The organism is Flavobacterium taihuense, assembly GCF_019351435.1.
Taxonomy (GTDB): Bacteria; Bacteroidota; Bacteroidia; order Flavobacteriales; family Flavobacteriaceae; genus Flavobacterium; species Flavobacterium taihuense.
The window spans coordinates 139,704-154,432 of sequence record NZ_JAHWYN010000001.1 but is presented as its reverse complement, the minus strand read 5'-3'; the positions used below and the strand labels follow the sequence as shown (position 1 = coordinate 154,432).

The window sequence follows — 14,729 nt, the reverse complement described above, 5'->3', positions numbered from 1 at the left end:
TGAAATTTCCAAATTTCTAAGTTTATCCTAATGGTTTTTAGAATTGGGTAAGGGATAGAAACTAGCTACCGAAGTAGCGTGGATAGCCCGACAGCAGTAGCAAAAGGGGCGAATAAGCGGTGCGAGAAGCAGCCCCTTTTGCTAGTGGTGTTACCCCCGAAAAATGATTTTCCAAAAAAAGGCTCTTTTAAAACGTTACATTTTAAAAGAGCCTTTTATATTATAATTTATGAAATATTACTTCACTTCGTAAACATTATTGCTTTGCTTCACATCGGCCATTAAACCACTTGGGTCAATGGTGATCTTCTTAATGGCAGCTTTTGGTTTTGAAATGTTAAATTCGAAACTAGGATACGCCCAAGCCCAATCGTTAAGAACTGTTCTGGTAATGGCTGGAGTTGGGTTTTCTTTTTCGAAACTCATCATACGCAACGGAATGTAGAAACTTTCTTTGGATCCATCTGTGTATTCAACCAATAGATCGATAGGCATTGGCATTCTTCCAATTCGTTCTAGGGTTACAGTTGTTTTATCGGCGTTTTCTTTGACGTCTTTGATTCCGTAATCTATCGTGTTCAATGTTTCGGTCCAATCTACCAAATACCAGTCCAAATTAGCTCCCGAAACACGCTCGGCAGTTCTCTTGATATCGTTGGGTGATGGGTGCTTGAATTTAAATTCTTGATAATATTTTTTCAAGGTTTTACTCAAATTATCCTGACCAATCACATAGCCCAATTGTGACAGAAAAATACTTCCTTTTACATAAGAGGCAATACTATAAGAACGGTTTTCATCATAACGGTCACCGTGTGTAGATAGTGGTTGCTCTTTCCCCGATTCTACCAATTTATAATAAGCTGCATAATTTACTTTGAATGGATTTTCTTCCTTTTTATCATTCAATTCATTCAATGCCGAATCCTCAATATAAGTGGTAAAGCCTTCATCCATCCAAGGATGCTTGGATTCATTTGATGCCAAAATATGTTGGAACCAAGAATGTCCCATCTCATGTGTTGCCGTGCCTAAGATTCCTTCCAGTTTTCCGTTACCTAGCATCAATGTACACATGGCATACTCCATTCCGCCATCGCCACCTTGTATAAAGGAGTATTGTTTATATGGATAATCGCCAACCGTTTTGTTGTAATAATCCATCACTCTTACCATTAAAGGCTCCAATTTTTTCCAGTTCTCCGTTACCTCAGGGGTATTTTTGTAAAAGAAATGCAAATCAACATTGTTAGGTCCTTTTACAATATCGTGTTGGTAATTTTTATCGGCTGCCCAAGTAAAATCGTGTACCATTGGTGCCACAAAATGCCAAGTCAAGGTTTTTACTTTTTTTGGATATACTACAGTAACTCCTGCATCTTGATAGCCGTGACCTATTTCGTTTGGGTTTTGTAAATAGCCCGAACCTCCCAAAGTATAATCTTTGTCAATTGTAATGTTTACATCAAAATTTCCCCAAACACCGTGAAACTCTCTTGCAATATAGGGATCAGCATGCCATCCTTCAAAATCAAACTCAGCTATTTTTGGATACCATTGTGCCATCGATAATTCAATTCCCTCCCCATTATTTCGTCCCGTACGACGAATATGCACAGGAACCTGACCATCAAAATCCAGTGTAAAAGTGGTTTTTGAATTTGGCAAAATTGGTTTAGCCAAAGTCACTTCGAGTATTGTCCCTACCTCTTTGGCAACAGCCGCCACACCATCTTGTTTGAAATTAGAAATTCTCAAATACCCAATTTCGTTGGGTTTTAGATTTTTGATTCGGCTTTCTTTTACGTCTTTGCCATCCACTTTTATTTTGGTTACCATACGACCATCTGGATCTTTGATGTTTTGCAGTCTGGCATCCATTTCGCTTCCCGGTTGAAAGGCGTTTAAATACAAATGATAATATACTTTCTTCAATGTATCAGAAGAATTATTGGTATAAACCAGTTCTTGTTTTCCTTTGTACTGATAATTTTTGACATCCATAGTGACGTCTATTTTGTAATCAACTTGCTGTTGCCAATAACCCGTGTTTTGGGCGAATAGATTTCCTAAACCTACAGAAAAAAATACGAATAAAAAGAGTTTGCGCATGGTTATTTCAAAATAAAAAATGGAAGAGCCTGAAACTCTTCCATTGGATTAATAGATAGGTAAATTTATTTTTTAGACATTTTTTCAGCCATTACTAATGCATTGTAAGCATTGACCATTTTAGCTGATTTTGATGATTGAGTCGAAGCAGCTGCCACAGGTTCTTGATTTGGATTAGGGTTTTCACCCAAAACTACTTTCGCAGGAAGAGGTGTTCCAGAATCCATCAAGATTTGTTTTACTTGTTTGGCAGATAATTTTGGGTAATAGGAACGAATCAAGGCTGCAACTCCTGCGGCATTTGGTGAAGCCATAGAAGTTCCTTGCAAATATTTGTATTTATTGTTTGGAATAGTGGCATAAATTTCGTCTCCAGGAGCATAAACATCTACGTTGAATGTACCATAATTTGAAAACTCCGCAATTACACCTTCTCCGTATTTATTAGTCAAAGCACCAACAGTCAACACATTTGAAGCAAACTCTTTTTTATTGTCTTCAGAGTCATTTGGGAAATTGGCATTTTCATCCAAATCGATATTTTGTCCATCGTTTCCTGCAGCATGTACAAATAGTACATCTTTCTTTTCTGCATATTTTATGGCGTCAAAAACCCATTGCTTGTGTGGGGAGTAACTTTTTCCAAAACTTCCGTTGATTACTTTGGCACCGTTATCTACTGCATAACGAATCGCCAATGCAATATCTTTGTCGTACTCATCCCCATCCGGAACGGCTCTTACAGCCATAATTGCAACATTATCGGCAATACCGTCGCCTCCAAGATTGTTTCCTCTTACTTGAGCAATGATTCCGGCAACGTGAGTTCCGTGTAGGGCTTCTTCTTTGTCTGGTCCATAAACGGTATTGTTTCCGTATGTGGTTTTTTTAATATCTTCCGGATTGTCTCCAACCACTTTTCTACCATCTAACTCTTTGTTTAAGTTATAGTTTAATTGGTCATAAACGTATTTTCCGTACTCTTCAATTTCAGCTCTAAAAGTTGGCCCTGCATTGGTCAAGATACGGGTCATAATAGCTTTGCTTTTAGTCAAATCAGGATCTGTGGTTACGATTCCATTCAAATCTTCAATAGTATAATTTTCTTTGTTCAAATGTTTTTGAATGGCTTTATCCGTAGCAATCAAGAAATCAACTTGTTGCTTGTCCTTCAGAGCTTTATCGTATTTTTCAGTATACGCTGCTAGTGCACTTTTGTAGGTCGCCGATCCATCATCCCCTTTTTTTATGATTCGCGTCATTTCAAGTGTTTCATGTAAATCATCACCTAGAAAATTCCAACCGTGAATATCATCTATATAACCATTCTTGTCATCATCGATTCCGTTTCCTGCAATCTCTTTTTTATTGGTCCAAATTACTGCTTTCAAATCTTCGTGGTCAATATCAACTCCCGAATCTACAATCCCAACAATTACTTTGACCCCTTTTTTGCCTTTAAGTACTTCGGCATAGGCTTTATCCACACTCATTCCTGGAATACTGTCTTTGGCTAAATCCAGATGTGACCACCTTTGCAATTCAGGTTCACTTAGTTTTCCTTTTTTCCCAGTATAGTTAGTAGCTGTTTGCGCATTAGCAGAAAGACTTAAAGTCAATGCGGCTATAAGAGTTAAAGCTGTTAGATTTATTTTTTTCATTGATTGTTGTTTCTTGTTTTAGTAATACACTTCAAAAATAGTGGAAGTGAATTAGATATTATGCAATTGTTAACTTAATTTTAGGAAGCAAACCAAAATAGTGTTTTTTTTATTAGAATATATTTGTTAAAATACAATAATTTGGCCCTTTAACAGTAAAAATAGACTTTTGACGGTTTTTGAAAAAGTTCTTACAAATTAAAAGGAAATACCGTACATTCGCACCAACCTCAAAGCGTTTTAACCTATGAAAATAAAATTACTTATTTTACTGTTTTTAGCATCATTAATTACTTATGCACAAACCAATTTGGTCCCAAATGGTGGATTCGAAAATTGGACGAATAGCACCACATTATCCAACTGGACGATAGAAAACAATATCACCCAAAACACTTCCTTTTACACCGAAGGAAGCAAGAGTGCACAACTCTCTATCGCAAACAGTATCACTAAACCAAAAATAATTGCTCAAGTTCCTATGATCGCAGGAACTACATACACAGTAAAATTTAATTACAGATATATAAACGCTAATTATAGTGGCGACCATCCTATAGCATTAAACATTAGTCAAAATGGGAGTGCTACAACGCTTTCTAGTAGTACTTTTGCAACAGACAACAGCTGGAACGTAAAAGAAACCACTTTTACACCAGACCAAAACTTGTCGTATGACTTGAGTATTTCCTTATATACTTTTGATGATACAGCCTTCAATGTTTTGATTGATGATGTTCAAGTGTACATTCAAGGAACAGAACAATATACAACAATTCCGGATGTGAATTTTGAGAACAAATTGATTGCATTGGGGATAGATTCAGGTACAGTTGATGGGAAAGTACTGACGGAAAATGTTAACAAAATAACTTCTTTGAATGTTTCGTCTAGTTCAATTTCTGACTTGACAGGGATTCAGGATTTTGCAGCTTTGACCGATTTAGATTGTAGCTGGAATTTATTGTCATCTATTGACCTTACCAAAAATCTAGCTCTAGTAAAACTAGATATGTCTACAACAAAATTAACAGTAGTTGATCTTAGTTCAAATATAAATTTAGAAAAATTAACTTTAGTTCGTGTTGATTTAGTAAATCTTGATATTACCAAAAATATTAATTTAACCTCCTTGATTGTAAATCCAGGAGGTGTTACACCAGGAAGGGAAGGAACTGGCACATTAACTAGCTTAGATCTTTCTAAAAATTCAAAATTAAAGACGTTAGACTGTTCCGATAATAAAATTATAACTTTAGACTTTACCTCTAATACCTTACTTGAAAGTTTGTCTTGTGGAGGAAATAAGGCTTCCATAATAGACTTATCAAAAAACACAGCAATAACAAATTTAAGTGTTCATAATAGTCTAATGCTTGAAAATATTGATATATCTACAAATACAAAAATTCAAACACTAGATATTTCTTACAGTAACTTAAAAACGTTGGATGTGTCTAAAAATACTGACCTAAAGAATTTTAAAGCATCTGGTAACATATTGACATCTTTAGATCTTTCAAAAAATATTGGTTTAACTTCATTTTCTTGTGAATATACTAAATATTTAAATGATATAAATTTGAAAAATGGTGCAAATACATTACTTATTGCCAATAATTTGAAAATGAAATCTAATGTTAATTTAACTTGTATTCTTGTTGATGATATTACTTATTCAAACACAAATTGGTTAAATTCAAAAGATGCTGAAGTTGATTTTACTGAGAATCAATGTGTAACACCAACTTACACTCTTATACCTGATGCGAATTTTGAAGAATCTTTAATTATAAAAAAAATTGATGCTTTTAAAGATGGCAAAGTTCTTACAAGTAGGATTTCATCAATTGTAGAATTGAATCTAGGGGATTTTTACACGAACTTAAACATTAATGACATGACTGGAATTCAGGATTTTACCAATCTTGAAGTATTAATACTCCCTAATAACGGTCAAATATCAAATCTAACAAGTTTAGATGTTTCCAAAAATTTGAAATTAAAAAAATTAGATTTTTATAGAAGTCAAATAACAAGCTTAGATCTATCTAAAAACACAGCATTGACTACCTTGTCTTGTAACTACAATCAATTAACCTCACTAGATGTTTCCAAAAATTTAGCGTTAAACCATTTAGAATGTCAAGAAAATCAATTGACAACTTTAGATCTTTCTAAAAATTTAGTATTGAATTATTTGCATTGCTCTTACAATCAATTAACAACTCTAGATGTTTCCAAAAATGTGGATTTGAAATCTTTAAATTGTAACAACAATAGATTAACTGAATTAGATGTTTCTAATAACACAGCATTGACTACATTATCTTGCAACTACAATAAATTAACCTCGCTGGATGTTTCTAAAAATTTGACGCTAACCGAATTTTATTGTTATCATAATATGTTGACTTCTTTAAATCTAAAAAACGGAAATAACACTTTGATAACCAATGTAAATATTTTATTATCCAATAACCAAAATTTAAAATGTATTCAGGTAGATGATATCAATTATTCCGATACAAACTGGTCGAGTAAAAAAGATGCTACAGCAACTTTTAATACCGATTGTACGCCTTATACAATGATTCCAGATATTAATTTTGAGCAAAAATTAATAGATATAGGAATAGATACCGATGGAAAAAACGGAAAAGTGAAAACAGCAAGCATTAATACTCAAATAGATTTAGATGTTAGGGGTGCCACAATATCTGATTTATCAGGAATTGAAGATTTTACAGCGTTAAAAATTTTAGTTTGCAGTGATAATTTATTAACCCAGCTAAATCTATCCAAAAATACAGCTCTAATTACTTTATTCTGCGAAAAAAATCAACTCACCAATTTAGATGTTTCGAAAAACAGCAACCTTGATTATTTAGTATGTCATACTAATCAATTAACAAGCTTAGATGTTTCTAGTAATTTAGCCCTAACCTATTTATCATGCGGATTAAACCAATTTACCGATTTGGATGTTTCGAAAAACACAAAGCTAACAAGCTTATATTGTAGTAACGGTATTATAACCAAACTGAATATTAAAAATGGAAATAACACAAATATAACCGCTTTCATAGCAACTAAAAATCCAACTTTATCTTGTATTCAAGTAGATGATGTAAATTATGCCGATTCTTTTGCTGCTCCTTTTTACAAAGATGCTACAGCAACGTATTCAACAGATTGTTCTTCATTAGGGATAGAAGATTCCGTTTTTGACAAAATTACCATTTATCCAAATCCTACCAAGAGAGAATTACATGTTGATAATGTTGTTCTTGAAAAAGTAACCATTTATGATGCTTCAGGAAAATTTGTAAAAATGACAACATTTACTTCAGGAGCCAAAGACAATACAATACTTTTAACTGGATTTCCAAAAGGAATTTATTATGTCTATCTAGAAAGCGAAGGTGCCAATACCGCTAAGAAAATTATAGTGGAATAGTCTGTCCTTTGTAGCAATCAAAAACCCCCATTTTTCATTCATTTGAAAATGGGGGTTTTTGTTTTTTATCGTAAATTTGAGTATTTCCAAAAAATACTGATAAGTTTTCACTGTAATAAATCAGAAACCAAATGAATAAAATACTAAAATATTTCAAAATAAAAGAACGTGAAACTTCAATAAAACAGGAACTTTCAGGTGGTTTGGTTACCTTTTTGTCCATAGCTTACATCATTTTTGTAAACCCAAACATACTTTCGATGACGGGTATGCCAAAGGAAGCGCTCATTTCGGTTACATGCATTGCTGCAATTTTTGGAACTTTATTAGTTGGGATTTGGGCTAAAGTTCCTTTTGCAATGGCTCCAGGTATGGGACTAAATGCTATGTTTGCCTTTACCTTGGTTTTGGGTCAAGGCGTTTCCTGGCAAGATGCTTTGGGTGTTGTTTTCCTTTCAGGGGTGTTTTTTACAATTATATCTTTTTTTGGTGTTCGACATAAAATTGTAGAAGCCATTCCTCCCTCTTTACAAGTTGCAATGGGATGTGGTGTCGGTTTTTTTATCGCATTTATTGGATTCAAACAATTAGGACTTATTGTTGCCCATCCTGAAACTTTAGTCACATTGGGCAAATTTACCCCTGCCGTGATTATAGGTTTAATTACTTTGTTTATAACTGTAATTTTAGAAATTTACAAAATAAAAGGAGCCATCTTGATTGGAATCCTAATAGGAACTTGTTTAGGAATTGGATTTGATCCCAATGTACATTTACCCAACCACATTTTTTCATTACCTCCATCAATTACTCCTATTTTTGGACAATTAAATATTTTGGGAGTCTTAAAATTAAGTTTTGTCTCGGCCATATTCTCTTTTCTTTTTGTGAGCTTGTTTGATTCTATTGGAACTGCAATAGCCTGTTCTTATGAAGCAAATCTCGTTGGTAAAAATGGTAAAATGCCTCATCTCAAAAAAGTATTAGAAGCTGACGGTATTGCAACTATGTGCAGCGGTATTTTGGGCACAAGCAATACTGTGGTATTTATAGAATCAGCGACAGGAATTGCCAATGGAGCCAAAACTGGATTAAGTTCCGTATTTGTTGCTCTGTTTTTCTTTTTGTCCTTATTTGTTTCTCCTATTATCGGAATCGTTCCTGCTTATGCAACCGCTCCGGCTTTGGTTCTCGTTGGAATTTATATGTCCAAACATTTATCAAGAATCAATTTTACCGATTTACATATTGGTGTTCCTGCATTTTTAACCATGATTATGATGCCGCTCACCTATAGCATCAGCAACGGAATAGCTTATGGTTTTGCCTGCTACATTATTCTCGCCTTATTTACCAGAAACACCAAAGAAGTAACTCCAATGATGTGGGGTGTTGGTGTCTTTTCTATCCTAAGTATCATAATTGCACAAATGAAATAACAAATGAAATCCCCAATTTTCATCGATTTGAAAGTGGGGATTTTATTTTGATTACCTATTTTGGATTTTAAAAAACATCCGAACAACTAAATCGTTCTTTCAATCGTACCCCTTTCTCGGTATGTTGAACTGTTATAATCTCATTGTGCGCATCATGTTCCAAAAATAAATAGTAATTATTTTCGGCGGCGGCGTTCAGAAATTTTGATTTTTCGGACATCGTCAATAACGGTCGAGTATCATATCCCATCACATACGGCAATGGCAAGTGTCCTACTGTAGGCAATAAATCGGCCATGAAAACAATAGTTTTATCCTGATACTGAATGTGCGGAATCATTTGCTTTTCGGTATGACCATCAGCATAAAAAATGCCAAATCCCAACTCCTTTGAAATACCAAAATCACCGTTGGGTTTAGCTATAAAATGCAATTGTCCGCTTTCTTGCATTGGCAAAATGTTTTCGGTCAAAAAAGATGCTTTTTCCCTTGCGTTTGGTTTCGTAGCCCACTCCCAATGATTTTCATTACTCCAAAATTTAGCGTTCTTGAAAGCGGGTTCATATCCGGTTTTGTCTTTGTTCCATTGTACACTTCCTCCGCAGTGGTCAAAATGCAAATGGGTCATAAAAACATCGGTAATATCGTCACGAGTAAATCCGTATTTAGCTAATGATTTATCCATAGAATGGGTACCCCAAAGCGAGTAATACCCAAAAAACTTGTCGGATTGTTTGTTTCCCATTCCGGTATCAATCAAAATCAATCGGTTTTCGTCTTCAATCAACAAACAACGTGCGGCAATATCAATCAAGTTATTTTCGTCGGCAGGGTTGGTTTTGTTCCAAATGGTTTTGGGCACCACACCAAACATAGCTCCACCATCGAGTTTAAAATTGCCTGTTTCTATTGGATATAGTTTCATTTCTTTTGCTTTAGTTTTGAATTTACCCCCAAATGTAGGAGATTCAAAAACAACCTAAAACAATTTTGAGGCGAATTCACAAATTCACACCAATAAAAAACCTTAAATCCATTTGGAGTTCAGGCTCACTTTATTTTTTAAGGACGAAAAACAATTTCTTCAATTTTAAATTATCTTCAAATCGAAAAGGTTTTGTTTTAATCAATTCGTTTATGTCCTTTATTCTTTCAGTAGTTACAGGATGAGAACTTAAAAATTCGGGAATAGCGACAACCTCTTCATTCTGTAATCGTCTAAATAAATTAGACATCCCTTTTGGGTTTATTTTATTTAAAACGACTATTTCAAAACCCTCTAAATCGGCTTCGTGTTCAAAACTTCTAGAATAAGAAAGTGATTGCAAATTGTTTACATTGTCACCAATTGTTGCCATAATCCCATTGGCATCACCCAAAATTGCAGACACAAATATATAGCCTGATAAATTTCGGCACACCATTTTCATAGAGTGTCGATGATTCACATGAGCCACTTCATGCCCTATAAGTCCGACTAATTCATCATAATTTTTCATGGTATTCAGTATTCCCGAAAAAACCACGATATTACCGTCTGGAAGTGCAAAAGCATTTACAATAGGTGAATCTACTACGGTGAATTTTAATTTCTTAGTGTTTTTTAAATTCAACTCTTTTGCAAATAAATTTAATGCTTTGGTCTTTTCAGCATCAACATTGCTAAAAAGCATATTTTGTTCAAAAAAGGTTGTCCCCAAATGCGAATCGTAATCTTCTGGAATGATGACCACCGCTTTTTCAGCTACCCATGGAATGGCAAAAAAATAGCCCAATCCAATAATGGCAAAAATAAAAACGGTAAAAAGGATATGGGCTTTTATTCCCATATCCATTAACTTATGATACCAACTCAGATTCCCTCTCTCCTTCTTAAAATCATAAATCTTATTCACAAAATCGCTGTCGCTAATTTTTATATTTTGAATAGGATCATTTCCATATTCTAAATACATGTTTTTTGATTTTATACGAAAAGAAACTTCATCTAAATCCCAAAAATGTTGCTGATTATTTTCGGTTTCAAAAACAAGAACGTCTTTTTCATTATCGAAAACTATATCGATCGCTTTCGGAATAGCCGATTCCCCATCAAAGAAAATTCCTTTAGTTTTTTCACTCATAACACTACATTACAAAATCCATATCCAGAAAATCACTAATATCTTCTCCAGTTGCATCCTTGTAATTTTCTTCGGTTTGCAACAATGAATTCAAATCAATATTCCCTTCCATTTCAATATTCTCAAAAATATATTTCATCGTTCTTGTTACAACCCAAGCATATCCTATACCAAGTGTTCCAATGATGATCAGCAAATTTACAATCGCCAATTTAAAAAAACCTCCCCCGGTAACCGTTGAATTTAAGGCAATCTCTTTATCTCCTTTACTCATACTTAAATTATTGATGTAATATTCAAAAAGATCTTTTTGCCACCAAAATAAATAAATACCGAACGTAAATACTGTTACTAAATATCCTTTGAACATTAACATAAAATAATCTCCTCCATCGCCTTCACTATTAAATTCAACATCGCCAAATCGAATGTTACCTAACAAATATTTCCTCATGTTAATCGACATCCAGGGGCTGTAAATTCCAAAAGATATAATGGTAAAAAAAAGCCATTTAAAGAAATTTATACTGAACTCCTTACGATCTCCTCTATATCCAAAACGAATTCCTCTCCAAGATGTTCTAGACATTCTGTATCTGTAAGATCCATGTATCGCAAAAGGCAATAGCGCCAAAATACCTAAATACAGTATCCCAATTCCTAAAAATGGTGATTTAAGATAGAGAAATAAAAAAAATAACGAATATAGAAAACCAATGATAAGAATTGCTTTTACAAAGCCTCTAAACATTTCCTTTCCAGTTCCATGGAATGAAAAAGAATCGCCATTCAAAGATGTTTCCCCATATAAAAACTGAAGTTTTCTTGCTTTGGCCCATGGATAATAAAACCCTAAAGTTAGAATTGTCAATAACCAATTAACGATTATCACGCTAAAAAATTCGCTCCCTTTACCATTAAATTCAAGTTGGTAATTTGTTGATGTCTGTACTGCTTCTTCCATAATTAATTTAATACTATTTAGTTTGTTAATAGATCATAAATATATCTTTTTAAATTGAAAATTCTATACTTATATAACAAATTTCTATTTTGTCATTAGTTATATAAATGTTATCAGTTATGGGAAAAAGCATTTTATATAGTATCTTTGCAGTTAATTTAGACGAAATAAAGATAAGGGATAAAAATGTTGTTCAGAATTAGATTCTTTTTTTAGAACTCATTCTTAGCTATTTACTCCTAAAATATAAAACAAAAACACCAACACATGATACAAGTTTCTGATACTGCCAAAAAGAAAATCATCGATTTGATGAAAGATGATGGTTTTGATGCCGCTGTAGACTACGTGAGAGTAGGCGTAAAAAGCGGTGGATGCTCTGGTTTGTCCTATGATTTGAAATTTGACAAAAATAAAGGAGAAGACGACAAAATTTTTGTTGACAATGACATCACTATCGCTGTAGAAAAAAAATCGTTCCTATATTTAGCCGGAACCATCCTAGAATTTTCTGGAGGATTAAACGGGAAAGGATTTGTTTTTAATAATCCAAATGCCAATAGAACTTGCGGTTGTGGGGAGTCATTCTCACTTTAAAATAATTAAATGATTGCAAAATTTAAAGATTTAAAGATTATGGAAATATTTTTTAATATTTAAATCCTTCATTTTTTAAATCTTTCAATACCATAAAAAATGTCAAAATACACCGAAGACGATTTAAAAATCGAATTAGAGACCAAAGAATATGAATACGGATTTTACACCGAATTAGAGTCGGAGACGTTTCCTATTGGTCTAAATGAAGATATTGTTCGCGCTATTTCCAAAAAGAAAGACGAACCACAATGGATGACCGATTGGCGTATTGAGGCTTTCCGCGCTTGGGAGGAAATGATTGAGCCGGAATGGGCAAACGTTAAGTATCAAAAACCAGACTTTCAAGCCATATCGTATTACTCTGCTCCAAAAAAAGCAGATCCAAACAAAACTCTTGATGACGTAGATCCTGAACTTTTGGAAATGTACAAAAAGTTAGGTATCTCTGTTGATGAGCAAAAAAAGATGAATAATGTAGCGATGGATATCGTGGTTGACTCGGTTTCGGTGGCAACAACATTCAAAAAAACATTAGGCGAAAAAGGAATTATCTTTATGAGTATTTCCGAAGCCATCAAAGAACACCCTGAATTAGTTCGTAAATATTTAGGTACTGTTGTCCCACAAAAGGACAATTTTTATGCAGCTTTGAATTCGGCCGTTTTCTCAGACGGATCATTCTGTTATATTCCAAAAGGCGTTCGTTGTCCAATGGAATTATCCACTTACTTTAGAATCAACCAGGCTGGAACCGGACAATTCGAAAGAACTCTGTTGGTTGCTGATCAAGGTAGTTATGTTTCCTATTTGGAAGGATGTACTGCTCCTACTCGTGACGAAAATCAATTGCATGCCGCAGTAGTAGAATTGATCGCCTTGGACGATGCCGAAATAAAATATTCTACTGTTCAAAACTGGTATCCCGGAAACAAAGAAGGTAAAGGTGGTGTTTTCAATTTTGTGACCAAAAGAGGATTCTGCGAGAAAAATGCAAAAATCTCCTGGACACAAGTAGAAACAGGATCAGCTATTACTTGGAAATATCCTTCTGTTATTTTAAAAGGTGACAACTCCGTAGGCGAATTTTATTCAATTGCAGTTACCAATAATTACCAACAAGCCGATACCGGAACCAAAATGATTCATTTGGGTAAAAACACCAAATCGACCATTATTTCTAAAGGAATTTCTGCCGGAAAATCACAAAACAGTTATAGAGGTTTGGTTCAAATTGGAGCTAGAGCAGAAAATGCCAGAAACTTTTCACAATGCGATTCACTGTTAATGGGTAATCATTGTGGTGCACATACTTTCCCTTATATCGAAAGCAAAAATCCAACAGCAAAAGTGGAACATGAAGCTACAACCAGTAAAATTGGTGAAGATCAAGTTTTCTATTGCAACCAACGTGGAATTCCAACCGAAAAAGCAATTGCACTTATCGTAAATGGTTTCAGCAAAGATGTGTTGAATAAATTACCGATGGAATTTGCTGTAGAAGCACAAAAATTATTGGAAATTTCGTTGGAAGGTTCCGTGGGATAATTTTCTGTTCCAAAAAAATACTAATAATCTTAATGGTTTAAAATATAAAAACAATGTTAAGCATAAAAAATTTACACGCCTCAATAGGTGACAAAGAAATATTAAAAGGGATAAACCTTGAAGTAAAAGCAGGAGAAGTTCATGCGATAATGGGACCAAACGGTGCTGGTAAAAGTACACTTTCAGCTGTAATTGCTGGAAACGAAAATTATGAAGTAACGGATGGAGAAGTAATTTTGGACGGAGAAGATCTTGCCGAATTAGCTCCCGAAGAAAGAGCGCACAAAGGTGTTTTTCTTTCATTTCAATACCCTGTGGAAATTCCAGGAGTTTCGGTAACCAATTTCATGAGATCGGCAATCAACGAAACTCGTAAAGCTAAAGGTCAAGAAGAAATGCCAGCCAACGAAATGCTAAAATTAATCCGTGAAAAATCTGAACTGTTGGAAATCGACAGAAAGTTTCTTTCTCGTTCTCTTAATGAAGGTTTCTCTGGTGGTGAGAAAAAAAGAAATGAAATTTTCCAGATGGCAATGCTAGAACCAAAACTAGCTATACTTGACGAAACCGATTCTGGTCTAGACATTGATGCTTTAAGAATTGTTGCTAATGGTGTAAACAAATTGAAAAGCGATAAAAATGCTGTCATTGTAATTACTCACTATCAAAGATTATTAGATTATATCGTTCCGGATTTTGTTCACGTGCTTTACAACGGAAAAATTGTAAAATCAGGCGGAGCTGAATTAGCACATGAACTAGAAGAAAAAGGATACGACTGGATTAAACAAGAACAAGAGGCTTAAAATTTTGTTTGAAGTTTAA

General features: G+C 34.1%; 10 protein-coding genes. 5 read left to right on the top strand and 5 right to left on the bottom strand.

Going from position 1 to position 14,729, the window contains the following annotated elements; genetic code table 11:
* Positions 1-237: 237 nt before the first annotated feature.
* Positions 238-2,112, bottom strand: a complete 1,875-nt coding sequence (locus KZH69_RS00645; RefSeq protein WP_219315525.1) for a M1 family metallopeptidase — start codon at positions 2,110-2,112, stop codon at positions 238-240.
* A 65-nt stretch (positions 2,113-2,177) separates the two neighbouring features.
* Entirely contained in the window at positions 2,178-3,773 is a 1,596-nt protein-coding gene (locus tag KZH69_RS00640; RefSeq protein ID WP_219315524.1) for a S8 family peptidase, read from the bottom strand.
* 247 nt (positions 3,774-4,020) lie between these two features.
* On the opposite strand from KZH69_RS00640, the gene KZH69_RS00635 reads away from it, so the two are divergent.
* The gene (locus KZH69_RS00635; protein WP_219315523.1) at positions 4,021-7,233 is read left to right on the top strand and encodes a T9SS type A sorting domain-containing protein; all 3,213 of its coding nucleotides are present in this window, start codon (positions 4,021-4,023) and stop codon (positions 7,231-7,233) included.
* Between the two features lie 131 nt (positions 7,234-7,364).
* Entirely contained in the window at positions 7,365-8,672 is a 1,308-nt protein-coding gene (locus tag KZH69_RS00630) for an NCS2 family permease (protein WP_219315522.1), read from the top strand.
* A 67-nt stretch (positions 8,673-8,739) separates the two neighbouring features.
* Here KZH69_RS00630 and KZH69_RS00625 read toward each other — a convergent pair whose 3' ends face one another.
* The 3 genes from KZH69_RS00625 to KZH69_RS00615 form a co-directional block, all read right to left on the bottom strand.
* A complete protein-coding gene (locus KZH69_RS00625; protein ID WP_219315521.1) occupies positions 8,740-9,597 on the bottom strand; it encodes an MBL fold metallo-hydrolase in 858 nt (285 codons plus the stop codon).
* A 130-nt stretch (positions 9,598-9,727) separates the two neighbouring features.
* Positions 9,728-10,795 carry a M48 family metallopeptidase gene (locus tag KZH69_RS00620; RefSeq protein WP_219315520.1) on the bottom strand — a complete coding sequence of 356 codons (1,068 nt, stop codon included), beginning with the start codon at positions 10,793-10,795 and terminating at the stop codon, positions 9,728-9,730.
* A gap of 4 nt (positions 10,796-10,799) precedes the next feature.
* Entirely contained in the window at positions 10,800-11,759 is a 960-nt protein-coding gene (locus tag KZH69_RS00615; RefSeq protein WP_219315519.1) for a YjgN family protein, read from the bottom strand.
* A gap of 267 nt (positions 11,760-12,026) precedes the next feature.
* Between KZH69_RS00615 and KZH69_RS00610 the strand changes: the two genes are divergently transcribed.
* The 3 genes from KZH69_RS00610 to sufC all read left to right on the top strand — a co-directional run bounded on the left by KZH69_RS00610 (position 12,027) and on the right by sufC (position 14,710).
* Positions 12,027-12,356 (top strand): HesB/IscA family protein, encoded by a 330-nt coding sequence (locus tag KZH69_RS00610; protein WP_116759809.1) that lies wholly within the window; start codon positions 12,027-12,029, stop codon positions 12,354-12,356.
* A 99-nt stretch (positions 12,357-12,455) separates the two neighbouring features.
* Complete coding sequence (gene sufB / locus KZH69_RS00605) at positions 12,456-13,904, top strand: Fe-S cluster assembly protein SufB (RefSeq protein WP_219315518.1); 1,449 nt, start codon at positions 12,456-12,458, stop codon at positions 13,902-13,904.
* Between the two features lie 53 nt (positions 13,905-13,957).
* Positions 13,958-14,710, top strand: coding sequence for a Fe-S cluster assembly ATPase SufC (gene sufC / locus KZH69_RS00600; protein WP_219315517.1), 753 nt, complete (start codon positions 13,958-13,960; stop codon positions 14,708-14,710).
* The last annotated feature ends 19 nt before the right edge of the window (positions 14,711-14,729 follow it).